The 24,096-nt window shown below is 51.2% G+C and carries 18 protein-coding genes, 2 pseudogenes and 1 riboswitch; of the genes and pseudogenes, 7 read left to right on the forward strand and 13 right to left on the reverse strand.

What is annotated here, in order from left to right; genetic code table 11:
• Nucleotides 1-244 precede the first annotated feature (244 nt).
• The 3 genes from A6395_RS03495 to A6395_RS03505 are packed head-to-tail and all read left to right on the forward strand — an operon-like array spanning nt 245 to nt 4,046.
• The gene (locus A6395_RS03495; RefSeq protein ID WP_071397883.1) at nt 245-2,512 is read left to right on the forward strand and encodes a ribonucleoside-diphosphate reductase subunit alpha; all 2,268 of its coding nucleotides are present in this window, start codon (nt 245-247) and stop codon (nt 2,510-2,512) included.
• Nucleotides 2,513-2,542: 30 nt separating this feature from the next.
• A complete protein-coding gene (locus A6395_RS03500; RefSeq protein WP_071397884.1) occupies nt 2,543-3,049 on the forward strand; it encodes a flavodoxin domain-containing protein in 507 nt (168 codons plus the stop codon).
• Entirely contained in the window at nt 3,006-4,046 is a 1,041-nt protein-coding gene (locus A6395_RS03505) for a ribonucleotide-diphosphate reductase subunit beta (RefSeq protein ID WP_070328775.1), read from the forward strand. The genes A6395_RS03500 and A6395_RS03505 overlap by 44 nt, the downstream gene beginning before the upstream one ends.
• A 110-nt stretch (nt 4,047-4,156) precedes the next feature.
• Here the strand turns inward: A6395_RS03505 and A6395_RS03510 are convergent, their stop codons facing one another.
• Together A6395_RS03510 and A6395_RS03515 are read right to left on the reverse strand one after the other, a co-directional pair.
• Entirely contained in the window at nt 4,157-6,070 is a 1,914-nt protein-coding gene (locus A6395_RS03510) for an N-acetylmuramoyl-L-alanine amidase family protein (RefSeq protein WP_071397885.1), read from the reverse strand.
• A 128-nt stretch (nt 6,071-6,198) separates the two neighbouring features.
• A complete protein-coding gene (locus A6395_RS03515) occupies nt 6,199-6,987 on the reverse strand; it encodes a MazG nucleotide pyrophosphohydrolase domain-containing protein (protein WP_071397886.1) in 789 nt (262 codons plus the stop codon).
• A gap of 85 nt (nt 6,988-7,072) precedes the next feature.
• On the opposite strand from A6395_RS03515, the gene ytvI reads away from it, so the two are divergent.
• Nucleotides 7,073-8,203 (forward strand): sporulation integral membrane protein YtvI, encoded by a 1,131-nt coding sequence (ytvI, locus tag A6395_RS03520; protein ID WP_071397887.1) that lies wholly within the window; start codon nt 7,073-7,075, stop codon nt 8,201-8,203.
• A 5-nt stretch (nt 8,204-8,208) separates the two neighbouring features.
• Here ytvI and A6395_RS03525 read toward each other — a convergent pair whose 3' ends face one another.
• The 3 genes from A6395_RS03525 to A6395_RS03530 are packed head-to-tail and all read right to left on the reverse strand — an operon-like array spanning nt 8,209 to nt 10,446.
• Nucleotides 8,209-8,868 (reverse strand): DUF429 domain-containing protein, encoded by a 660-nt coding sequence (locus A6395_RS03525; RefSeq protein WP_071397888.1) that lies wholly within the window; start codon nt 8,866-8,868, stop codon nt 8,209-8,211.
• Nucleotides 8,849-9,007, reverse strand: coding sequence for a hypothetical protein (locus tag A6395_RS15945; RefSeq protein WP_159429443.1), 159 nt, complete (start codon nt 9,005-9,007; stop codon nt 8,849-8,851). The genes A6395_RS03525 and A6395_RS15945 overlap by 20 nt, the downstream gene beginning before the upstream one ends.
• A complete protein-coding gene (locus A6395_RS03530; protein WP_071397889.1) occupies nt 9,004-10,446 on the reverse strand; it encodes a leucyl aminopeptidase in 1,443 nt (480 codons plus the stop codon). The genes A6395_RS15945 and A6395_RS03530 overlap by 4 nt, the downstream gene beginning before the upstream one ends.
• Before the next feature lie 332 nt (nt 10,447-10,778).
• Here A6395_RS03530 and ptsP point away from each other — a divergent pair, with 332 nt between their 5' ends.
• Nucleotides 10,779-12,497 (forward strand): phosphoenolpyruvate--protein phosphotransferase, encoded by a 1,719-nt coding sequence (gene ptsP, locus A6395_RS03535; RefSeq protein ID WP_070328769.1) that lies wholly within the window; start codon nt 10,779-10,781, stop codon nt 12,495-12,497.
• Between the two features lie 138 nt (nt 12,498-12,635).
• Here the strand turns inward: ptsP and ptsG (A6395_RS03540) are convergent.
• From ptsG (A6395_RS03540) to A6395_RS03560, 5 genes and pseudogenes are all read right to left on the reverse strand, one after another.
• Nucleotides 12,636-14,573: pseudogene (ptsG, locus tag A6395_RS03540) on the reverse strand (glucose-specific PTS transporter subunit IIBC); the annotation flags it as partial.
• 132 nt (nt 14,574-14,705) lie between these two features.
• Nucleotides 14,706-16,205: pseudogene (ptsG, locus tag A6395_RS03545) on the reverse strand (glucose-specific PTS transporter subunit IIBC); the annotation flags it as partial.
• A gap of 215 nt (nt 16,206-16,420) precedes the next feature.
• Complete coding sequence (glcT, locus tag A6395_RS03550; RefSeq protein ID WP_071397892.1) at nt 16,421-17,269, reverse strand: glucose PTS transporter transcription antiterminator GlcT; 849 nt, start codon at nt 17,267-17,269, stop codon at nt 16,421-16,423.
• Between the two features lie 106 nt (nt 17,270-17,375).
• A complete protein-coding gene (locus A6395_RS03555; RefSeq protein WP_070328765.1) occupies nt 17,376-17,693 on the reverse strand; it encodes a YuiB family protein in 318 nt (105 codons plus the stop codon).
• Between the two features lie 129 nt (nt 17,694-17,822).
• Nucleotides 17,823-19,034, reverse strand: a complete 1,212-nt coding sequence (locus A6395_RS03560) for an NAD(P)/FAD-dependent oxidoreductase (RefSeq protein WP_071397893.1) — start codon at nt 19,032-19,034, stop codon at nt 17,823-17,825.
• A gap of 268 nt (nt 19,035-19,302) precedes the next feature.
• Between A6395_RS03560 and A6395_RS03565 the strand changes: the two genes are divergently transcribed.
• Nucleotides 19,303-20,280 (forward strand): NAD(P)/FAD-dependent oxidoreductase, encoded by a 978-nt coding sequence (locus tag A6395_RS03565; RefSeq protein WP_131441441.1) that lies wholly within the window; start codon nt 19,303-19,305, stop codon nt 20,278-20,280.
• 38 nt (nt 20,281-20,318) lie between these two features.
• On the opposite strand, the gene A6395_RS03570 is transcribed toward A6395_RS03565, so the two are convergent.
• Complete coding sequence (locus A6395_RS03570) at nt 20,319-21,173, reverse strand: Rossmann-fold NAD(P)-binding domain-containing protein (protein WP_071397895.1); 855 nt, start codon at nt 21,171-21,173, stop codon at nt 20,319-20,321.
• Between the two features lie 109 nt (nt 21,174-21,282).
• Nucleotides 21,283-21,639 (reverse strand): HesB/IscA family protein, encoded by a 357-nt coding sequence (locus tag A6395_RS03575; protein ID WP_071397896.1) that lies wholly within the window; start codon nt 21,637-21,639, stop codon nt 21,283-21,285.
• Between the two features lie 97 nt (nt 21,640-21,736).
• A riboswitch (FMN riboswitch) is annotated at nt 21,737-21,878 on the forward strand.
• 160 nt (nt 21,879-22,038) lie between these two features.
• Here A6395_RS03575 and A6395_RS03580 point away from each other — a divergent pair.
• Entirely contained in the window at nt 22,039-22,626 is a 588-nt protein-coding gene (locus A6395_RS03580; protein WP_071397898.1) for an ECF transporter S component, read from the forward strand.
• A 111-nt stretch (nt 22,627-22,737) separates the two neighbouring features.
• On the opposite strand, the gene A6395_RS03585 is transcribed toward A6395_RS03580, so the two are convergent.
• The gene (locus A6395_RS03585; protein ID WP_071397897.1) at nt 22,738-23,949 is read right to left on the reverse strand and encodes a NupC/NupG family nucleoside CNT transporter; all 1,212 of its coding nucleotides are present in this window, start codon (nt 23,947-23,949) and stop codon (nt 22,738-22,740) included.
• Between the last annotated feature and the right edge of the window lie 147 nt (nt 23,950-24,096).

Raw genomic sequence — 24,096 nt, forward strand, 5'->3', positions numbered from 1 at the left:
CGTCTCATATCACGTCTCAAAACGGTTGAGAGCGCCGTTTTAGAGTAAAAGTAATTCATGGCGTCACAGTTTTATGAATTTCAAAGATTGCAAAACTAAATATGGGTGATTTATGATTAAAAAGAGAATAAAACGTCAATATATAGTTAACGGATATTTATCACGTTCTCTACCCAATGACGTTGTATCGGACTAGTTCCGCTATACCTTTATAATTTCTACACCTGAAGAAGGAGTGATCGTTTTGACATCCCCTATCCACCACGAGACGATGTTGCCGGCAACACCAACCCTTGCCGACGTAACAACATTGATCCAATCCTTAACACAACGCTACCCGCAGCTCAGCGTCGCACGCTACGAGGAACGTTTGATTCGAGCGCTCGATTCAAAATCACTGACACAAGATGTAGTATATGACTTGATGACGATGCACGCCCTCGATATGTTGAAGGCTGAAGAGCCGGACTGGACGTTCGTCGCGACCGAGATGTACTTAAACCGTCTCTACCTTGAAGCAGCACGCAACCGCGGGTATGACGCTTCGATGCGTTACGGCTCACTCTATTCGATGATTGAGACGCTGACGAACAAAGGCATCTTCACGTCGGCGTTAATTGACACATACTCTAAAGAAGATATCGCTTATTTAGAGACGTTGATCGACCCGTCACGCGATCGCCTCTTCACTTACATCGGCCTACGGACGTTATCGGACCGTTACCTCGGACGCGATCACGTCAAAAACTTATATGAGCTCCCACAAGAGCGGTTTATGGTCATCGCCATGACGCTTATGCAAAACGAGGCCGCGTCTAAACGGGTTCAACTTGCCAAAGAAGCCTACTGGGCGCTATCGAACTTATACATGACCGTCGCGACGCCGACGCTCTCGAATGCCGGTAAATCGTACGGGCAGCTTAGCTCTTGCTTTATCGATACGGTCGATGATTCACTTCGCGGTATTTACGACTCGAACACGGACGTCGCCACACTTTCAAAAGGCGGCGGTGGCATCGGGGTGTACCTCGGCAAAATTCGTTCACGCGGAAGTGACATTAAAGGATTCAAAGGTGTCTCGAGCGGTGCGTTGCCTTGGATGAAGCAGTTGAACAACACGGCCGTCTCGGTCGATCAACTCGGCATGCGTCAAGGCTCAATCGCCGTCTACTTGGACATCTGGCACAAGGATATCTTTGAATTCCTCGATGCCAAGTTGAACAACGGCGATGAGCGCCTCCGCACTCATGACTTGTTCACCGGCGTCTGTTTACCGGACTTGTTCATGCGTACCGTCGAAGCGCGGGGCGATTGGCATTTGTTCGACCCGCATGAAATCCGCACAGTCATGGGCTTCAGTCTTGAAGACTTCTACGACGAGACGGATAACGGCGGTTCGTTCACCGAGAAATATATGGCTTGTGTCAATAATCCAGAGCTCACACGTGTAACGGTGCCGGCCATCGACCTCGTCAAACGTTATATGCGCTCACAGCTCGAAACGGGCACGCCTTACATGTTCTTCCGGGATGCGGTTAACCGCGCCAACCCGAACAAACATGCGGGTATGATTTACAGCTCGAACCTCTGTTCAGAAATCGCTCAGAACATGTCGGCGACGACAATCGATGAAGAGTACACAGCAGACGGGAAAATCGTTATCACGAAGACGCCAGGCGACTTTGTCGTCTGTAACTTGAGCTCAATCGCACTCGCACGTGCCGTCAAATCCGACGTGCTCGAGCGCCTCATCCCGATTCAAATGCGAATGCTCGATAACGTCATCGACCTCAACACGATCGAAGTGCCGCAAGCGATGATCACGAACCAGAAATATCGTTCTGTCGGTCTCGGCACGTTCGGGTGGCACCATTTGCTCGCCCTCGAAGGCATCCGCTGGGAATCGGTCGACGCCGTCCAGTACGCTGAAAAACTTTACGAAAAAATCGCCTATCTCACGATTCAAGCGTCGATGGAACTCGCGAAAGAAAAAGGCGCGTTCGGCGTGTTCGAAGGTTCGGAATGGCACACGGGCGAATACTTCAGTCGCCGCAACTACCGGTCGCATGACGAGCTCGACTGGGACGGCCTCGCGGCTGAGGTTCACCAAAACGGTGTCCGTAACGCCTATATGATGGCCGTCGCACCGAACTCGTCGACAGCGATCATTGCCGGTAGCACCGCTTCGATCGACCCGATCTATAAGAAAGTATATTCGGAAGAGAAGAAAAATTATAAGATCCCAGTGACCGTCCCTGACCTCAACCCGGAGACGAACTGGTTCTACAAATCAGCGTTTGAAGTCGACCAACTTTGGAGCATCCGTCAAAACGCGGCCCGCCAACGCCACATCGACCAAGCGATCAGTTTCAACTTATACGTCAAGAACGACGTGAAGGCGACTGAAATGCTGGCGATGCACCTCGAGGCATGGTCGCTCGGTATGAAATCAATCTATTACACGCGTTCAACGACCGTCGAAGTCGATGAATGCGAATCGTGTTCGTCGTAACATCTGTTTAACGAAAGGTGGGACCAAACCATGAACGTCGCAATCGTCTATAGTTCAATGAGCGGGAATACAGAAGAGGTCGCCGAGTTGATTCAGGCGACCCACGTCAATCGGGGCGACCGTGCCGTCTTGTACGAAGCGGACCGCATCGGCCATCGCGAGGCCCAAGCGCTCGCCACGTACGACCTCGTCTATTTCGGGTCGTACACGTGGGCCGATGGCGTCTTGCCAGACGAGATGAAAGATACGTTCCGGCTTCTCTTGAAAGAGCAGTCGGTACCGATTCGTCAAGCCGCCGTGTTCGGGACGGGTGACAAGATGTTTGTTCATTTCTGCCGCGCTGTCGACGAGATGGCGTACCACCTTTCGAAGTTTGGAATCCCCCTTGCCGGTGAACTGTTGAAAATCGAACAGTCGCCGCGCAACCAACCGTACAACGTCCGTGCTTGGACCGAGCGGTTGGCACGAAACGCCGAAGAAGGAGTACACGTCTATGACCATTCAAAAGATCAAACTACTGTCGCCCAAACATCCTAACCGGGCGACAGCCATTATCGGTGGCGAGACGAGTTCGATCGTCAACTGGAACGATATCGCCTATCCACAATTTTATACGATTTATAAACAGTTGCTGTCTAACTTTTGGATCCCAGATGAGATCTCGATGTCAAAAGACATGCAACAATGGCCGCAACTGACCGAGCGAGAACAAGACGCGTTCAAGCGCATCATCGGCTTGTTGTCGATTCTCGACTCGGTGCAGACGCGCTACATTCTCGAGTCGGCGATGTTCTCTTCCGACTCGTCGGTCCACTCGGTGCTCGCCATCATCGCCCAGCAAGAAGTCGTCCATAATCAATCGTACAGCTACGTGTTGTCGAGTCTCGTTCCGCTCAGCGAGCAGAACCGCATCTTCGATATCGCCAAAGATGACGAGATGGTCATGAAACGCAATCAGTTCATCTTAGACTTGTATGAAGACTTCCGGGCCGTGCCGAACGCGGAGAACTTCGCGAAGTCTCTCGTCGCCTCGGTCATCCTCGAAGGCATCAACTTCTATTCCGGATTCGCCTACTTCTATAACCTCGCCCGTCATCAGAAGATGGTCGGGACGTCGACGATGATCAGCTATATCCAACGGGACGAGATGCAACATTCGCATTTCGTCAGCCAGCTGCTGCGCGCCGTCTTGACCGAGAACCCGGAAATCGACGCCGACGGAAGCTTCAGCCAGTTCGTCTACGACACGATGGGACAAGCGGTCGATCTCGAGATCGAGTGGTGCGAATACGTACTCCGTGACCTCGATGGCCTCGACGTCAGCGAGATGCGTGATTACATCAAATATCTCGCCAACAAACGCCTGCGCGTCATCGGGTTGAACGACTTGTATGAAGGCTTCAACGAGGACGTCATGCCGTGGATCCGTGCCTATTCGGACGACTCGCTCAACGCGACGAAATCCGATTTCTTCGAACAAAAATCGCGTTCATACGCGAAAGTGACCGACGCCAACGGCTTCGACGACCTATAAGCCAAGCCCTCGCCTATTCGGCCGAGGGCTTGTTTACTTTATAAAAGGGAAAGGCCCCGACTCATTTTGAGCCAGGGCCTTCTGTATACTCCTGCGCGAGCAGGTTGGAATTAATGGTACGCTCTCACGTATTGGGCAATACCTTCAGCAACACCGATTGCCATGCGCTGGCGTGATGCTTCACTGCGAAGGTGGACAATATCTTGCGGAGACGAGATGAACCCGAGTTCGACGAGTGCTGACGGCATCGTGTTATACGTGATGACGTAGTAGTTCGCTGTCTTGACACCGCGATTTCTCATCCCTGACATTTCACCCATCAAATTCGATTGGATGTTCGTTGCGAGCACCCGACTCTTGGCACTATGGGCCGACGAGGTCGAGTAGAACGTTTCGACTCCGTTCGCCGCGGATGTCGTCGCCGCGTTCGTGTGCAGGCTGACGAAGAGATTGCCACGTAAGTTTCTAGCCGCTTGGACACGTTGATCGAGCGTCAAGTAAACGTCTGTCGAACGTGTCAACCGGACTTCGTAACCATACTTCGAACGAAGATACGCTTCCGTACGTTTCGTCACGTCGAGTACGACCGTTTTCTCATAAAGCGAACTTCTTACTGCACCCGGATCGGTTCCACCATGTCCGGCATCGAGAATGATGACAGCACCACTTGACGTGCTAGGCTTCGAAGCCGATGCATACGCCGTTGAGATGTAACCATCACGGTTGTTGTATTTAATCTTGTAGAAGCCGTTCGATGAACCATAGTGGTCGACTTGCGTGCCGTGCGTAAGTTTCCCGAGTATCGTCGAGCTGGCCGAAGCCGTCGCTCTGACGTTCAAGACATCACCCGGTGTGTTGATATACACTTTCCCTTTCGGGGCAGCGACCGGTGTTGATGGTGCTTTACCAGCAGTCAACCATGAAGTCGGTGTGAAGTAGGTCTTCGTCCCGACGAAAACGTTCGACCAGCTTGAGTTGTATGTGCTGTAAGTGACGGCCGTGTACTGCGGCAAGACGAGCAATACCGACGAACTCTGGTGCGTTTTACCGAACAAGTTGATGTTGCGGTTGGCGTATCCTTGAACTTTCGTCTCGACTGGTTTTGTCGTTGTCGGCGGTTGAACCGGGGCAACGCCTGGTGTGATCCATGCCGTCGGTGTGTAATACGTGTCGCTGCCGATATAGACAGTCGACCAGCTCGAGTTGTACTTACTCGATGCGACTACCGTGTTCAACGGAAGTATTTTAACGACTTTTGATGCTTGGTTGCGCGTATCGAACAATTTCAAGTCCCGGTTCGCGTAGCCAGTCTCTGTCGTCGTCGCCGGCTTCAATGTTCCGGCTGTAATTCCTCGAGTCGGTGTGTAGTAGGTCTTCGTGCCTTCATAAATAACCGACCAGCTCGAGTTGTGGACGCTGAACGTGACAGTACGCTTGGCCGGGATTGTTTTCGCGACCGGTGATGTTTGTAGCGTGCGATTGAACAGCTGAATGTCACGATTCGTGTAGCCTGATTGTTTGCTAGGCGCTGAAGCGACTAGCTTTGGCGCGATATACGCTTTCGCCGCGTAGTACGTCTTTCCATTCAAGAACACTTTGGCCCATGATGAGTTATGGACGGCATAGTTCACTTCAGTGCCTTTTTTAAGCGTCGTAACGATTTTCGCATCGCGGTGTGACGTCACTCGAACGTTCAAGTTTTCTGTTGTGACGCCTGTCGATGATGCTGCTTGCGTCGTGATCGTCGTCGGTGACGAGGCGATCCGTTTAATGTACGGGGCCGAAGCATAGTAAGTGCGACTATTTAGATACACTTTATGCCATGATTGGTTATAAGTCCCATACTTTACTTTTGTGCCTTTCGGTAACGTCGTGATGACCGCTCCCGTCGTGCTTGGTGTCGATCGAACGTTTAAATTGACAGTCGTTTCGCCATCTAATGTCGATGCCTCAACCGCAGGGATTTGAGCACCGAACAACAACAGCGATAAGATGAGAGCAACTTGCAATAGCTTCATTTTCATCCAAAATATTCCTTTCTTCTCGCGCTAATTTATACTAACAACACCTTCATAGTAGCATAACGCTTTTTAAAAAAAAGTAAGTATTTGAAAAAAAGATGAATATTTTTGATAAAAAGGGGAATACTTTTCTACCAGTTTTTACGAATGATGATAAATTTGTCTATTTCATGCCATTCTTCGTCGATTATGAACGATTCCGGCAACTTCCAGTCTTGCTCGAGAGAGGACGTTACGATGAACGGCTCGTCCGGTTGACGAATAACGAACCCATCCAGCCCTTCGACATGGGCAATCTTTAAAAAACGTTTTAAGTTATATTCTCTTTCTCTATATCGGCTCGCTTCCTCCGAAGGTTTAGCTTCAATTCCTCCCCAATATCGACCAGGTTTAAAGCGCGTGTACAATCGCACCGACGATTCGGTGATCGGGTCAGGCGTATGGTCGAACCGTCCGAAATCCCGCGCGGTTTTCTCATCGATCAGCGAACCGATTTCTGCATACAAATCAAGCTCAATCTCGCGCGCAATATCGAACACCGCTCGTTGGACGCCCTCAATTCGGTGCTGCAACGAACCCGGCGTCGATGATGCTTTCAATTTTTTATCCCCTTCGTATGCGTTCAAAGTCCGAGCAACCTCTCCCGCTTCCCGAACGAGCGAATAGTAAGCGCGATGAACGAGGCGCTCCCCTCGTCCGCTCGATTGATCGTCAAGTTCGATCGCATACTGATTGGCGAGACAAGTTGAAATGACGAATACATCTAACAACTCTTCCACGAGCGCTGCTTCGTCCTGGTCATGCAAGGCACCGCCCACTTCCCCCACTTCTTCTAATAATCTGGCCAACCCCGATAACGGCCGCCAGTAACCTCCTAAGTGGATAATCATCCGATCGATTTTCTGTTGAATCTCCTTCATATTTAATCACCTATCCATCCTCTTAATTTACCAGTTGCGTGGTATACTATGCTCAATCCAATTGTTAGGAAAGGGGCAACGCCTCATGTCTCCTCTAAGGCTTTGGCAATTACTTCGATTTCTCCTTGTCGGCATCGGACTCGTGCTCGTTATTTGGGGACTGAGCGTCCTCTTTACGTACACGTATCCTTTCGTGTTCGCTTTCTTGTTATCCTTGTTGACAGTCCCCCTCGTCAATATGTTCGAGCGTCAGACGAAGATGCCGCGTGCCCTTGGCACCCTCGTTTCACTGCTAATCGTCATGAGTCTTGTCAGCGGCGTCATCGCCATCGTCGTCACCCAATTGATCCGTTACTTGACGATCGCGGCCGAAAAACTTCCAGACCAGATCGAGACGTTCACTGCCTACGTGCAGCGTATGTTCAATCAAAAAATCGCCCCGTTCGTCAACGACGCCTACGACAGCATCCAGCGGTTAAACCCTGGTCAAACGACATCGCTCGAAGGTGGCATCACTGAAATCGGCGTCCAACTCGGTGCCGCGATTGGCGTCCTGTCACGAGGTGTCGCCGGGCTCCTGCAAGACATTCTGAGCGCACTCCCGCTCGTCCTGCTCTTGTTCGTCGTCATCGTCCTAGCCTGGTTCTTCATCACGAAAGACTGGCCGTCTTACATGCGTTCGATCGAACGGTTGAACAAACGAAAAGGCTTTAAAGAGTTCGAACTCGTCATGCTCAATTTACGTTCGGCTTTGTTCGGCTATGTCCGGGCCCAACTGACCCTCATTTCCATCACGTTCGGAATCGTCTTGGTCGGGATGTTCATTCTACGTGTCGACAACCCGTTCTCATTCGCCTTGTTAGCCGCATTCTTTGATCTGTTGCCTTACCTCGGTGTCGGGACGCTCTTAGTGCCATGGGCAGCCTACGCCGCCATCTCAGGCGACTGGTTCAGCGCGATTGGCCTTCTCGTGCTCTACATCCTCGTCATCGTCCAACGTAACTTGGCCGAGCCGAAGATCGTCGGCTCTCATATCGGCCTCGATCCGCTCGCGGCTTTGATCTCGATTTTTGTCGGTCTGCAACTGTTCGGTGTCCTCGGTTTCATTTTAGGACCAGTCCTCGCGGTATTGCTGAAAGCACTCTACAACGCCCAAGTATTTCATTACATATGGAAGTTCGTCCTCGGACCGACCCAGACACCAAAAGAGCGATGACCGCGTCATCGCTCTTTTGGCTTCGGTACCGCTACGAACGGTAATCCCTCTGTTTGATGCGGATGCGTCTCTAAGCCTGTCGTCCCGGCCTCATAGGCGGCGACGGCAAGGATGCATGCGTCGATGATATCGTCGACTTTGACGTTCGACATCTTCCACTTCCACGGCGAACTTTTCGAATAGCGCCGCAACAGTTCGATCCGTTCGGCTTCGCCGGCCTCAGTCTTTTTGCTGAACTCGGCCTCATGTCCGGTCATGACGGCGAAACAGACTTCCGGATGCGACTCATACACGTCTTCTGCCGTGATTGTTTGAAACTCACGAATACGCGGCACGAGGTTCCATGCTTGCTTGCTGATTCCTTTTCCAATCAGTTCGCGGCTTCTCACATTGGCGGCTTCATACGTCTGTTCCATCACGACGTCTTGAATCGGCGGTGTGAAGATCGACGACTTCCGTTGCTTCAACCGGGCCCGCATCCACGCGTCACATGTCCGGTCCGGGTTTGAGATCGTCCCGAGATCGTTCGGCATGTCGACGAAGTGCATTGCCCCGTCAATCAATAAATCTTCCAACTGTTCTGAGATGGTCAAACACAGCGAGATGCTATCGTACGTGATTCGCACCCAGCCTCCGCGTGCCCCATCAATTCCTACTCCGACCACGGCGTCCCTCCTGAATCAAAAACAAAACTCCGAGCACCGCACTAAAGACGGATACCCCTAACAACAACTGGCTTGGCCAAGCCGCATAGCCCAGACCTGCGGCGATGGCCAAACCGATCAACATCAATCCGAATTTCAACGCTTCCATCCTTCGAGCATTGACGCGAGCGTCCGTACCATGACACCGGTCGGGCCTTTTGGACCGAGATCACTCGCCGAAGAGCGCTCGCTCGTTCCCGCGATATCGAGATGAAGCCACGGTGTGTCACCGACGAACTCGCCGACGAACGCCCCACCGAAAATCATATGACCGTAACGGCCCGGTGAGTTGTTCAAGTCGGCGACTTCAGATTTCCGAACTTGCTTGATGAACACGTCAAAGTAAGGCATTTGCCAAACGAGCTCATTTGTCGCTCGGCTCGCCGCCTCTAGCGCCTCATAGAGCGAGTCGTCGTTCGTCAGGCAACCAGTCACCTCAGTACCGAGCGCGACGAGCACACCGCCTGTCAGCGTCGCTACATCGATGATTGCTTGCGGGTCGTACGTCTTCGCGAACGTCACCGCGTCGGCAAGAACGAGTCGTCCTTCCGCATCGGTATTGAGCACTTCGATCGTTTTCCCGTTCATCGCCGTAATGACGTCGTCCGGTTTGAACGCGTCTCCTGAAATCATGTTGTCCGTTGACGGGATGACACCGAGCACGTTGACAGCCGGTTTCGTCGTCGCGAGCGTCTCGAACAGACCGAGCACGGTGGCTGCTCCACCCATATCGCCTTTCATCCCGACGATCCCGTCTTTTGGCTTGATCGAGTAACCGCCCGTGTCGAACGTGACACCTTTTCCGACGACGGCAATCGGTGCATCGTCACCGGCACCGTTGTACTCGAGCACGATCAACTTCGGCGGGATTGTTGAACCTTGATTGACGGCGAGCAGCGCACCCATGCCGAGCGCCTCCATCTCTTCTTTCTCGATGATTCGATGGCTGAAACCGTGACGATCGGCTAAGTCGACGGCATAGTCGGCTAATGCCACTGCGTCCAAAATGTTAGCCGGCATCATCGTCAACTTACGAGCGACGTTGACCCCACGCCCGTAAGCGGCACCCGCTTCGACGTCCGCTTCGTTCACGTCTCCTAAAAGTGTGATCGTCACGTCCGGTGTCGCCGACTTCGGCGCCGACTTATATGTAGGATGCTCATACGTCGCCATCTCATACGCTTCGGCGAACAAGCTTGCCACACCTGGTTCAAACGTATCGAGAGCGACCGCAACGTCCGTAAAACCGCGGCCTTTGATTTCTTTCGCGACTTTCCCGAACCAGTTCCGCAAGTTTTCGACGGACGAATCGTTCCGTTGTCCTAAACCTACGAACAACACGCGCTTGATGTTCCCTTCAAACGTCGGCACGATCGACACTTCCCCTGTTTTCGTCGAGATGTCAGCTGACTGGATGAGCGATTTGACGCGCCCGTTGAACAACGTGTCGAGCCCTGCTTCGACGGCGTCGGCCGCCCCGATTCCGACAACAATCGTCTCGTGTGAACCGGTCCAATCTAATTCAGCGAATGTGTACATTTTTGCCACTTCCCTTCTTTATATAAGGTAAGCATAACGAACTTCATCGAAATAATGAAATAGTATGCGCAATCGTCGCTAATTCTTCAAATTCAAAGGCCATCTCCTCGTTGTGACGATGATTTATTTTATGATAGGATAGGAAAGTACGCAATCAGGCATCCCTCGTGCTCGAGGCGAGGCCATTTTGTTCGGTCGAGGCTTCCCCTAGTAGTAGACCGTTGCTACTTTAATCTTCCGGGTTTTCGTTAGTTCCTTTTTCATTTCGGGTAAGAACTAACGAGGTAACCGTCGGAAAGAACACTATTTCTTTGAAGAGAGGGATTACGCTTATGTCACACATTAAAGGTATTGGCGCATCTGCAGGAATCGCAGTTGCGAAAGCATTCGTCATGGAGACACCTTCATTTGACATCCCGACGAACAAAATCGAGGACGTAGCAGCTGAGAAGGCACGCTTCCAAGCAGCCATCGCTCAGTCGAAAACTGAACTCGAAGAGATCCGCCAAATCACGCTCCGTGAACTCGGAGAAGACAAGGCAGAGATCTTCTCGGCTCACTTGCTCATCGTGGAAGACCCAGAGATCGTCTCGCAAGTGAACGAAAAAATTGAAAGCGAACACATGAACGCTGCGAAAGCGCTCGATGAAGTCGCTCAAACGATGATTATGATCTTTGAATCGATGGACAACGAGTACATGCGCGAGCGCGCAGCCGATGTTCGTGACGTCACGAAACGCGTCATGGCCCACATCCTCGGCGTCACGTTCATGACACCTGCTTCAATTTCTGAAGAAGTCATCATCATCGCTGAAGATTTGACACCGTCTGACACGGCTCAGCTCAACCGCAAATACGTCAAAGGGTTCGCAACAAACATCGGCGGTCGTACGTCACACTCGGCCATCATGTCGCGCTCACTTGAAATCCCGGCAGTCGTCGGAACGAAAGTCGCACTCGAAGAAATCAAAAACGGCGACCTCGTCGTCATCGACGGGACAGAAGGAGACGTTTTCGTCAATCCGTCTGAAGAACTCGTCAATGAATACGTCGCAAAACGTGCGTCATTCGAAGCGTACAAAGAAGAGTTGAAGCAACTCGTCAACGAAGAGTCTGTCACGGCAGACGGTCATAAAGTGAAACTCGCTGCGAACATCGGGACACCGAACGACCTCGAAGGCGTTCTTAAAAACGGTTCTGATGCAATCGGTCTTTACCGGACAGAGTTCCTTTACATGGACTCAGAAACGTTCCCGACCGAAGAAGAGCAGTACACAGCATACAAAACAGTAATCGAAGGTATGGAAGGCAAACAAGTCGTCATCCGTACGCTCGACATCGGTGGAGATAAAGAATTGTCTTACCTCGACCTACCGAAAGAAATGAACCCGTTCCTCGGCTATCGCGCCATCCGCCTTTGCCTTGAAGAAACGGACTTGTTCCGCACACAGCTTCGCGCCCTTCTCCGCGCCTCGGCTCACGGTGACCTCGCTATCATGTTCCCAATGATCGCGACACTTGAAGAGTTCCGCGCGGCGAAAGCCCTTCTTCTCGAAGAAGAAGCGAAGTTGAAAGCAGAAGGCGTCGCTGTCGGTAACTACGAAACAGGGATGATGGTCGAAATTCCTTCGACAGCCGTCATGGCGAAACAATTCGCGAAAGAAGTCGACTTCTTCTCTGTCGGCACGAACGACTTGATTCAATACACGATGGCAGCTGACCGCATGAACGAGAAAGTCTCGTACTTGTACCAGCCGTTCAACCCGGCCATCTTGAACCTTCTCCACAACGTCATCACAGAAGCACACAAAGCAGGCAAATGGGTCGGCATGTGTGGCGAGATGGCTGGAGAAGAGCTCGCGATTCCAATCCTGCTCGGACTTGGCCTCGACGAGTTCTCGATGTCGGCTTCAAGCGTCCTTCGCGCACGTAGCCTCGTGAAACGTTTGACGAAAGCTGAAACAGAAGCGATCGTCAACGACGTCCTCAACATGGATACAGCCGAAGAAGTCGTCAACTTCATCAGCCAAAAATTCGATATTAAAGCATAATCAAAAGTGGCTCTCGCAATTTGCGAGAGCCGCTTTTTTTTGCGCTTATTCCGCGCCTTTGTCATCCGTTCTAAAGTCAAGTGCTTCCCCGGCGACGACTGTCTCTCCGAACGGTACGACGACGACTTTGCCGTCCCCGTTCGTCCAAATGATCGGCGTGATGAGCGACGGGACTTTGTCACGAATCAAGTTGAGGTCGACCTCGAGCAGAATATCTCCCGCTTCGACGCGGTCACCTTCTTTGACTTTGGCGACGAACCCTTCCCCTTTCAGATTGACCGTATCAAGACCGACGTGGATGAGAATCTCGCGTCCGTCGTCCGCGAGTAAGCCAATCGCGTGTTTCGTCGGGAAGAACGTCGTGATCTGACCGGTGACCGGTGCCACGACTTGGCCGGAACTCGGCTCAATCGCGAACCCTTCACCCATCATCCGGCCCGAGAAGACTTGATCCGGTACATCGTCAAGCGACAAGATGACACCGGACATCGGTGCGAGGAAGCGATGGTCGGCATGCTCGGCCGCTTCCGGTGTGATGACCGCTTTTTCTTTCGGTTTGTACTCGCCACCTTCGATGATGGCGGCGATTTGCGATTTGAGTGTATCGGACTTCGGTCCGAAGATAGCTTGAATATTATCCCCGACTTCAAGCACACCGGCGGCACCAAGATCTTTCAGCAAGTCTTTGTCAACTTGTTTGACATCGTTCACGGTGACACGGAGTCGTGTGATACAAGCATCAAGATGCTTGATATTCTCAGGACCACCCAGACCGACGAGCACTTCGTACGGAAGGTCATCCCCAACGACAGCCCGTGCGCCTTTTCCTTCGGCGACGACGTCACGACCAGGAACTTTCAAATCGAATTTCGTGATCGCGAAACGGAATCCAAAGTAGTAGACGACCGCGAAGACGAGACCGACTGGAATGACAAGCCACCAAGCTGTTCGGTTCGGTAATACCCCGAACAACAGATAATCGATGAGTCCGCCTGAGAACGTCATCCCGATTTTAACGTTGAGCAAGTGCATCGTCATAAAGGATAGTCCAGCGAATACAGCATGAATACCAAAGAGAAGAGGTGCGACGAAGACGAACGAGAACTCGATTGGTTCTGTGATCCCCGTCAAGAATGAAGTGAGGGCTGCTGAGAAGTAAAGTCCTTCCACGTCTTTACGACGCTCTTTCGGGACCGTATGGTACATGGCGAGACAAGCGGCAGGCAACCCGAACATCATGAACGGGAATTTCCCGGTCATGTACGTCCCAGCTGTGAATTCGACGCCGTCACGAAGCTGGGCGAAGAAGATCCGCTGGTCACCTTGAACGAGGTCTCCCGCCTGGTTCGTATATTCCCCGAACTGGAACCAAAACGGCGAGTACCAAATGTGGTGAAGACCGAAAGGAATCAATGACCGTTCGACCAAACCGAAGACGAATGCGGAAACGGCTACGTTCGCTTCAATAATCGTACTTGAGAACGTATTGATGGCCGTTCCGATCGGCGGCCAGATATAAGCCAGCGCAATCCCGATCACCAAACTGAACGCGGCGGTCGCAATCGGAACGAAACGTTTCCCGGCAAAGAATCCTAAGAAGTCCGGCAACTTGATGTTAAAGTACTTGTTATACGCGAACGCGGCAATCAAACCGGCGATGATACCACCGAATACCCCCATTTGGAGCGTCGGGATACCGAGTACCGATGCATAGGCAGGGTCTCCCTGGGCAATTTCTGCAGTAATCCCGTTCCACGTGCTGATAACTTTGTTCATGATCAAATAACCAACGATAGCAGCTAACCCGGCAACACCGTCTCCGTTGGCCAGCCCAATGGCGACCCCGACGGCGAACAACAGACCTAAATTGGCAAACACGATATCCCCGGCATCGGTCATGACTTGCCAAATGAGGACGAGTGCATCGTTTGCCAAGAAAGGTAACAGCGAAACGAGATCAGGATTTTGGAACGCCGTACCAAATGCAAGTAATAGACCGGCTGCCGGCAAAATCGCAACCGGAAGCATGAGCGCCTTCCCGATCCGCTGCAATACGCCAAACACTTTCTTCCACATCATGGTTCCTCCTTTTGTCAGAATACTTACTTTTCCCCATCTGATACCAGGCTGAAACCGTTTCCCCATACAAAAAAGCCAACCCTTAACGGATTGGCTTAATACTTAGTTTGCTTTCTTTTCGTTACCTGAAGCGATGACCGCTTGCATCTCTGATTTCAATGCATCCGAACGTGGTCCAAAGATCGCTTGAATGTTGTTACCGACTTCAAGGACACCAGCTGCCCCGAGACGTTTCAACTCTTCTTTGTTCACTTGGCTCTTATCTTTCACTTCGACGCGAAGACGTGTGATACATGCGTCAAGGTGTTTGATGTTTTGCGAACCACCGAAACCAACGAGGATATCTTGTGCAAGTTCCGAACCAGTAGCAGTTGATTGCTCAACGACTTCATCTTCACGGCCCGGTGTTTTAAGGTTGAACTTGCGGATTACGAAACGGAATCCGAAGTAGTAAATGACTGCGAACACGAGTCCGACTGGAATGACGAGCCACCATGCTGTCTTCCCTTGAAGGACACCGAAGAGCAAGAAGTCGATCAAACCACCCGAGAACGTCATCCCGATTTTGACGTTCAAGATGTGCATGACCATGAATGAAAGGCCAGCGAAGACTGCGTGTACTGCGAAGAGCAAAGGAGCAACGAACAAGAATGAGAACTCGATCGGCTCAGTGATACCTGTCAAGAACGATGTAAGTGCTGCCGAAGCCAAGAGACCACCGACGACCGCTTTACGCTCAGGACGTGCTTCATGGTACATCGCGAGTGCTGCAGCTGGAAGACCGAACATCATGAACGGGTACTTACCAGTCATGAACGTACCGGCTGTGAGCTCTACACCGTCACGAAGCTGCGCGAAGAAGATCGCTTGGTCACCGCGGACGACGTTACCCGCCGCATCCGTGTATGATCCGAATTCAAACCAGAACGGTGAGTAGAAGATATGGTGAAGACCGAATGGAATCAATGAACGTTCGATTAAACCGAAGACGAACGCCGCGAACGTGCGGTTTTCAGTCAACATGAAGTTTGAGAACGTGTTCAATCCGCCTTGGATTGGTGGCCAGATAACAAGCATAGCAAAACCAGCGACGACAGCCAATACCGCCGTGACGATTGGGACGAAACGCTTACCAGCGAAGAAGCCAAGGAATTGTGGCAATTCGATGTTGAAGTACTTATTGTATGCCCAGGCCGCTATCAGACCGACGATGATACCACCGAAGACACCTGTTTGAAGTGTAGGGATACCAAGGACTGACGCGTATGCCGGGTCACCTTGTGCGATGATCTCAGGTGTGAGTTCGAGCCAAACACCCATGACTTTGTTCATGATGAGGAACCCGACGATGGCTGCGAGTCCGGCAACGCCGTCCCCTGCTAAACCGATCGCGACACCGACTGCGAATAAGAGTGCTAAGTTCGAGAAGATAATGCCGCCTGCTTGCTCCATGAGCTGAGCAAACTTGACAACGCCTGCGTTCGTCAACCAACCAGCGCGTGACGTAAGCGTCGGGTTTTGCATCGCGTTACCGAATGCGAGAAGAAGACCAGCTGCCGGCAAGATGGCTACAGGAAGCATAAGCGCTTTACCGACTTTTTGAAGAACACCAAAAATCTGCTTAAACATGATAAATCCTCCTTTTGAATTGTTTGTGCTGAAACCGAACGTAGATGTCAGACAACCGACGTATCTAAACGTTTTCATAATGAACGTTTATAAAAACAGAAACAGGCATGAATAAGGTATAGAACGTAGACTTCTCCTCAATAGAGAAATCGTAGCCGTTCCACTCCTTACTCATGCCTGATCGAATCAGTAACACGTAAGATACGTGGTATCAGTTATCTACTTGTAGTCAGTCGCTGGAGATGCATCGTCAAATATGTCGCTTCACCTCGTGGGACAGGACGCTTCAATTCGCGTTCCATGATACCCATCAGCTCCCAAGCAGTACTATAGCATAGCGGATATTCTTCACGCAATACCTTTTCAATTTTTTGTGGGGCCTCGACCGTCTCACCCGTCGCAACCCGCTCAACAGCGTATCTTAAGTGACGAAGTAAGCGCTTATAATCGAGTGAAGTCCGATCCATTTTGACGTTCAAACGACTCTCAATCGTCTGAACAATCTGTCCGATGATTTGGTTGTGCCGGTTCACTTCGAGGACATTTTTAAACGTCGTCGCCGAATGGATATGGAGCGCGATGAATCCGACCTCGGCATCAGGAAGCAACACATCGAGGCGCTCATGGATCATATCGACGATTCGTTCGGCGAGCACGAACTCGTTCGGATAGAGCGATTCGGTCTCGAGCAAGAACGGATTCGTCACTTCCATCCCCTGTTCAATCCGTTTCATCGTAAAGAACAAGTGATCCGTCAGGCCGATATGGATATGTTGATCGACTTTTTTTCCCGTATTGCTCTCGATGAAGCCGACGATGTCTTGCATGAAGGCGAGGAAGTCTTCATCGACGTGCTTCACGAGTTCACGATACTGCGACTGCTCTTCTTTATCCGTCAATTGATATACTTTCTCCGGGACGCTGGCCGGGTCGACGAGATCGCCCGCTTTCTTGCCGAAGCCAATCCCCTTCCCAAGCAGAATGACTTCCGGATCCGCATCATGTTGACAGATGACGACGCTATTATTCAACACTTTTTTGATCGTATACATCGGTAATGTCATTCGTATCGCATCCCTTACTCATTAAATCGTTATCTTATCTAGTATATCGGTTCAGCTTCTAAAAAAGTAGGCGGAAACCAAAAAAAGACGAACATTTCTGTCGTCTTTAAAACATCGAGTAACCGCTCTTACGCAAGTACCGGATGGTGACCCCTGCCAAGATGGCACCGAGCAATCCGAATCCGAGCATAAAAATGTCGAGAAACTGCAGACCGAGCAGACGCTCATAGACGTTCGCGAGCGCGGTCGATGTTTCCGTGACGTAGCTTGACAGCTTGACGTTGTCGATCATCATGATGACGAAAATCGGATAGATGAACACAAGCGTCCACGTCTTTTTGAGCAGCATATTCAAAATGAACCCGATGCTGAAGAAGATGACTAAATATAAAATCGCGCCAATGACGGCTTGGATGATGTGCATGTGATTGCCCCCTTTTCCCGTTGTCTATTATACCGAAAAGAAATCCGCTTGGTCAAAGAAGTTCACTGAATCGTTGACATGAAAAAACAGCCCGTTCAAATGAACAGGCTGCTCGTCGGCTCAACCGAATCAGAATTTACCTTTTTTAAGGACGAGACCGTATTTTTTGAGCTCGATAAAGTGTTTGTTGTCGATGACTTTCTTCATAAATGAAGCGTTACGACCGAAGATCTTTTTGCCCATGACGATTCCGATTCCATCGTTATGACCAAGTGACGCGACCGTCCCTTTGCTCTCATACGTGAACTTCGAAGTCGACTTACCGTTGATGAGTGCAGCGATGTTTTTCGCCACGTTGTGCGCTTGTTGCGTCGCGATTTGCGCCGTCGGCGGGTACGGACGGTTCGAGACAGGATCCATGACAGCTGAGCAGTCACCGATGATGAAGACGTTATCGTGACCAGGGGCACGGTTGTCCGCCTCGACCATAACACGGTTACGGACCGCTTCGAAGCCAGACTTCTCAACGATCGGGCTACCGCTGACGCCGCCTGTCCAAAGGATCGTGTTCGCTGCGATCGTCTCTGTCGTCTCACCTTTGAGTGGACCGAACGTGACGACACCTGGCTCTACACCTTTGATGCCGTTGCCGAGTTTCATCTCGACGCCGTTACGCTCGAGCCATTTTTGCGCATACGTCGTGAGTTCCGGGTCGAACCCTGGAAGAACCGTTGGCGCTGCCTCGATGTTAACGATGCGGACCGCTTCACGGGGAACATCGTACTGTTTGCAAAGTTCAGGGACACGGTTGACGAGCTCACCGAGGAACTCGATACCTGTGAATCCGGCACCACCGACGACGATCGTGACGAATGAACGGTCAGATGATCCGTTCGTCTTGTATTGTGCGAACGAGTACTCAATATGTTCTTTAATTTTACGAACGCTGTTGAGCGAGTTGATCGTCATCGCGTTCTCTTTAAGGCCCGGGATACCGAACGTTTCCGGTACGCCACCGAGGGCGAAGACGACGTAATCGTACTCGACAGTCGATCCGTCTTCGAGCATCACTTGTTTAGCTGTAGTATCGACGCGATCGACGATCCCTTTGACAAATTTAACGCGTGACGCATTGACGACGTCGTTAATGTAGACACGAGCCTGCTCAGGCTTCATCGTTCCAGCCGCCGGCTCATGAAGCCAAGTCGTTTGGTAATGGTAATCGTGTTTGTTGATCAACGTGATGTTTGCATCTCCAGCCGCAAGCGTCTTCTGAAGGTTTACTGCCGTGATGAGTCCACCGAAACCTGCGCCGAGGATAACAATGTTAGGTCGTTTCATGTTCATTTCCACCTTATTTTAAAAGTTTTGTTTTCCTGAACAACTATGTTGTGTGTTTTTTCACATAGACGTTCACAATAAAGCCTAATTCTTGTTCAACCAATGTTCACAATTGCTTCCCGTTCATTGTACGACGTTTAATCCGTTTTCTCAATGAAAAAGCTTATCTTCTTGAATTTTTTTCGAAAGTATTGCATCTTTGTACTGAATGGATTTAGTTCACGTTAGACCATATAATAGAAGTACACGCTTCATGAGGAGGAATTCGATGAAATCGACGAAAGATGTAGTCATTATCGGTGGTGGTCCAATCGGACTGTTCACCGCATTTTATGCAGGTATGCGCCAACTCGATGCGACGTTGATCGAAAGCTTGCCGCAACTAGGCGGGCAATTATCGACGCTCTATCCAGAGAAATATATTTATGACATCGCCGGCTTCCCGAAAGTGAAGGCCCAAGATCTAGTCGACCAACTGAAAGCGCAAGCCGATCAGTTCGAACAAGATTATCGCCTTGGCGAGACGGTCGAAACGGTCGAGCGACTCGAAGACGGTACGTTCCACATCTCGACGAACAAGGACGAGTACCATACGAAAGCGATCATCATCACAGCCGGCAACGGCGCGTTCGCCGCACGTCCGCTCGGACTGGACGGTTGTGAAGATTATGCGAACCTTCATTACTTCGTCGACAGCATGGAGAAATTCCGCGACCGTCGCGTCATGATTGCCGGCGGCGGCGACTCGGCCGTTGACTGGGCACTCATGCTCGAAGGTATCGCCAAAGAAGTCCATATCGTCCACCGTCGTGACCGCTTCCGGGCTCACGAGCATACGGTCGAACAAATGAAGGCCTCGACGATCAACGTCTGGACGCCTTATAATATCGAATCGCTCTCAGGTGCGACGCATATCGAGTCGGTCGAACTGACGGACAAAGACGGCGCATCGAAGTTCGTCGACATCGACGACTTGATTTGTAACTACGGATTCGTCTCATCGCTCGGCCCGATCAAAAACTGGGGCATGGAGTTTGAGAAAAACACGATCCGTGTCGACTCACGAATGGAGACCACAGTCGCAGGCATCTTCGCTTGCGGTGACATCGCCACGTATGAAGGCAAAGTGAAATTGATCGCGACCGGCTTCGGTGAAGCACCGATCGCCGTCAACCAAGTGAAGCAGCTCGTCGACCCGACAGCGCGTCACCCACAACATTCAACCTCGGTATTTGCCGGGAAATAAAGACTGGCCTCTCATCTGCGAGATGAGAGGCCGTTTTTTCATTTGCGGATCGTCTGAATGATGACACGGTCGATCCAATCATCGAGTTGCGTGAACACGAAGCCAGCTTTTTTCGCCTCGGCGTTCGACATGTAGTAGTCGACGTCCGTATCGTACGGGGACGACTCCCCATCCTTGATGATTTGGACCGGTTTCCCGACGTGCTGCCCGATTCGTTCCATGAGCGCACCTAGCGAGATGAGGCCGTCGCTCGCGGCGTTGAACGGCCCCCTCACATCGGCACGGCCGACCCATTCCAAGAAAGCTGCCGCCTCGAAACTCGAGATGAATCCCATCAACGCCTCCGGGTGATGTAATACGATCGGTTCTTCGTTCCGAACCGCGTCGACATAAAATTTTAACCGGTCGGTGTAATCATCCGGCCCTAGGACGATCGGCAAACGCACCGTCGTGACCGGGAACGAGGCCCGATGGAAGAAGTACGATTCGGCCTCTCGTTTCCCTTGTCCGTAATCGTGTTCCGCGTCGAGGTGATATTCATGATGGAGCGGATTGAAGTCACTCTCTTTTAAAGCTGCCTCTGGAGCATAGACGGACATCGTCGACGTGAGCACATATTTCCCGACCCGGTCCATGAAGGCATCTGTCGCGATCTTCGCCTGATACGGATTGAAACAAATATTGTCGTAGACGAGGTCATACTCGTTGCGTGCGAGGTCTTTCATCGTCGCGACCGACTGACGGTCGCCTTTAATGGAGCGGATGCCTTCCGCTTCCGGCACTTGCAGCTGTCCGCGTGTGACAATCGTCACGTCGTCCCCGGCTTCAGCGAGCCGCAGTGCGAGCCGTTTCCCAAAGTAACGTGAGCCACCAAAAATCAACACTTTCCTCATCACTCCTACCCCCTTCTCATCCTTCTTCCACCAATATTCCCGTTCATTTCCTCTCATTAACATACTCACCAAAAAAGGTTGCCGAACATGTCGGCAACCCGTCTATCATTTAGCAATCCCCGGGCGTGCCGGCGTTCGCCGCCGTCCGGAAACTCGAGCCGCAACCGCACGTCGCGATCGCATTCGGATTTTTGATCGTGAAGCCGCCACCGAGCATCGACTGCTTATAGTCGATTTCGAGCCCGTCGACGACACCGTGATCAGCTTCGGCGACGATGACGCGGACGTCATGATGGTCGAACTGAACATCCTTGTCCGTCTTGTCTTCATCGAACCCCATCCCGTAGGATAGGCCGGTACACCCACCACCTTGGACTTTAATGCGTAAGAACTGGGCTTCAGGGCGTTCGGTCTGTTTCATCATATCGATGACTTGTAGTGCGGCTGGTTCTGTCAAATGAATCATCTGAACTCCTCCTCATTTATCTTCACTTCAAGTCAACTGACTTGTGATTTTGTGAAATATCTTGTATAACTAAACTGTAACAAAAAAAATTAAATCGTTCCATCTTCGGGGCAGGGTGAAATTCCCGACCGGCGGTATTGAAGACAAGATCTTCTCAGCCCGTGAGCGAGCAAGGCGTTGCTTGCTGATTTCGTGAGATTCGAAAGCCGACAGTAAAGTCTGGATGGGAGAAGATGGCGGCATCCGACCGATATTCGGATGTTTTCTTTGGCGTGGGCATTCCTACGTGAGAAAACATCTATTTCGTATGCGCGTAAACTCTCCCGATTGTATGATGCAATCGGGTTTTTCTATGCGACGGGTGCCATTCATCAAGGAGCGACAAAAGGAGAGATTTTGATGAAAACAACGCGCAACAAACGATTGACAACACTGGTGACGCTATCGATGCTCGGGGCAATTTCATTCGTCCTCATGCTCTTTAACTTCCCGCTGCCTTTCCTGCCACCCTTCCTAAAAGTGGATTTCAGTGACATCCCAGCGCTCGTCGCCGGAATCGTCTTCTCGCCACTAGCAGGCGTCGTGGTCGTCGCTCTAAAAAACGTCCTCTACTATGTCTTTAACGGTGGCGGCGTTCCGGTCGGTGAAGTCGCGAACTTCTTTGCAGGTGTCGCATTCATGTATCCGGTCGCTTGGTTCTACCATAAACGTAAAACGAATAAAGCGCTCGCTTCAGGCCTCGTGGCAGGTACGATCACGATGGCGCTCAGCTTGGCGATTTTGAACTACCTACTCATCTTACCAGCTTACGCGTTCTTCTTCGGAATGGCCGAGATGGCCGATCCGGCAGTCAAGACGAACCTCGTCCTGTACGGTATCTTACCGTTCAACTTGATTAAGGCATTATTGATCACCGCCTTGTTCGTCCCGCTCTTCCTGAAGTTGAAGCCGTGGATCGAACGTCAACAAATGCAACTGCAAGCTTAATACACAAGCACCCAAAGGAACTTCTCCCTTGGGTGCTTTTTTCGATGCGGATAGTTAAATGAACGAACAAGAGCACCCACCGCAGTGAGCGCTCTTGTTTGTGAATAACGATTAGAGAAGAAGACCAGCGAGAGTCGCTGACATCAAGTTCGCAAGCGTACCTGCGAGAATCGCGAGGACACCCATACGTGCGATGTCGTTACGACGGTTCGGAGCCATACCACCAAGACCACCGAGAAGGATAGCGAGTGATGAGATGTTGGCGAATCCACAGAGTGCGAACGCGATCATCGCTTCTGTACGAGCTGACAAATCACCTGAACCGATGATCGGTGCGAACTCAGAGAAGGCAACGAATTCGTTCAAGACGAGTTTTTGTCCAAGGAAGCTACCGAATTGTACGGCATCTGCCCATGGCACACCGATGACGAACGCGAGCGGTGCAAACACATAACCGAGAATCAATTGAAGTGAGAGACCGTCAAAGCCGAACAAGCCACCGATTCCACCGAGGATCAAGTTGACGAGTGCGATCAATGAAACGAAGGCAAGAAGCATCGCACCGACATTCAATGCGAGGAACAAACCGTCTGACGCACCGCGAGCGGCCGCATCGACGAAGTTTGCTGCTTTATCTTCTTCATCTTCAGCAATTTCGATATCATCATCCGGAGTTTCTGTTTCAGGAACAATGATTTTTGCAAACATCAAACCGGCAGGCGCGGCCATGAAGCTCGCGGCGAGCAAGTACTCGAGCGGAACACCGAGTGCGGCATATCCAGCAAGTACCGAACCGGCAACTGATGCGAGACCACCAACCATGACGGCAAACAATTCTGATTGTGTCATTGTTGGAAGGTAAGGCTTGATGACGAGCGGTGCTTCCGTTTGACCGACGAAGATGTTCGCCGTCGCTGAAAGCGATTCTTTACGTGACGTACCGAGTGCTTTTGCAAGTGCCGTACCGAGGATACGGATGACCCATTGCATGACGCCGATGTAGTAAAGAAAGGCAATTAAAGAAGACATAAAGATGATGATCGGTAAGACTTGGAACGCGAAGACGAAGTTGTCTCCCCCGACAGCCGTACCGAAGACGAAGCTGATTCCGGCGTTCGCCGTGTTCAAGACGTTTTGGACGCCTCCTGAGATCCATTCCAACGCTGTGCGTCCTGCCGATGTGAAGAGGACGAGGAATGCAAATGTAAACTGCACCGCGAAAGCGGCAAGGACTGTACGCCATTTGATGGCTTTACGGTTGGTCGAGAAGATGTAAGCGATTCCAATTAGTGCCAAAATACCAACCACGCTCATGATATTCATTGGTGTTGTGCTCCTTTCATATTGAAAACCCGATAATTGTGTTATACCCGAACCAAGATGTGCCCTACCGTTTGAAACGCTTTCTTTTTGTGTTGTTAAACGTCAGACAACCTACATTCGAACCTCTTAGAATATACCAAACCGTTT

It is taken from the genome of Exiguobacterium sp. SH31, assembly GCF_001816105.1.
Classification (GTDB): domain Bacteria; phylum Bacillota; class Bacilli; order Exiguobacteriales; family Exiguobacteriaceae; genus Exiguobacterium; species Exiguobacterium aurantiacum_A.

Bases quoted from the DNA above. Each gene is read 5' to 3' on its own strand.
- A6395_RS03500 (WP_071397884.1), top strand. From the start codon at position 2,543: ATGAACGTCGCAATCGTCTATAGTTCAATGAGCGGGAATACAGAAGAG.
- A6395_RS03505 (WP_070328775.1), top strand. From the start codon at position 3,006: ATGACCATTCAAAAGATCAAACTACTGTCGCCCAAACATCCTAACCGG.
- A6395_RS03510 (WP_071397885.1), bottom strand. From the start codon at position 6,070: ATGAAAATGAAGCTATTGCAAGTTGCTCTCATCTTATCGCTGTTGTTG.
- A6395_RS03515 (WP_071397886.1), bottom strand. From the start codon at position 6,987: ATGAAGGAGATTCAACAGAAAATCGATCGGATGATTATCCACTTAGGA.
- ytvI (WP_071397887.1), top strand. From the start codon at position 7,073: ATGTCTCCTCTAAGGCTTTGGCAATTACTTCGATTTCTCCTTGTCGGC.
- A6395_RS03530 (WP_071397889.1), bottom strand. From the start codon at position 10,446: ATGTACACATTCGCTGAATTAGATTGGACCGGTTCACACGAGACGATT.
- ptsP (WP_070328769.1), top strand. From the start codon at position 10,779: ATGTCACACATTAAAGGTATTGGCGCATCTGCAGGAATCGCAGTTGCG.
- glcT (WP_071397892.1), bottom strand. From the start codon at position 17,269: ATGACATTACCGATGTATACGATCAAAAAAGTGTTGAATAATAGCGTC.
- A6395_RS03555 (WP_070328765.1), bottom strand. From the start codon at position 17,693: ATGCACATCATCCAAGCCGTCATTGGCGCGATTTTATATTTAGTCATC.
- A6395_RS03560 (WP_071397893.1), bottom strand. From the start codon at position 19,034: ATGAAACGACCTAACATTGTTATCCTCGGCGCAGGTTTCGGTGGACTC.
- A6395_RS03565 (WP_131441441.1), top strand. From the start codon at position 19,303: ATGAAATCGACGAAAGATGTAGTCATTATCGGTGGTGGTCCAATCGGA.
- A6395_RS03570 (WP_071397895.1), bottom strand. From the start codon at position 21,173: ATGAGGAAAGTGTTGATTTTTGGTGGCTCACGTTACTTTGGGAAACGG.
- A6395_RS03575 (WP_071397896.1), bottom strand. From the start codon at position 21,639: ATGATTCATTTGACAGAACCAGCCGCACTACAAGTCATCGATATGATG.
- A6395_RS03580 (WP_071397898.1), top strand. From the start codon at position 22,039: ATGAAAACAACGCGCAACAAACGATTGACAACACTGGTGACGCTATCG.
- A6395_RS03585 (WP_071397897.1), bottom strand. From the start codon at position 23,949: ATGAATATCATGAGCGTGGTTGGTATTTTGGCACTAATTGGAATCGCT.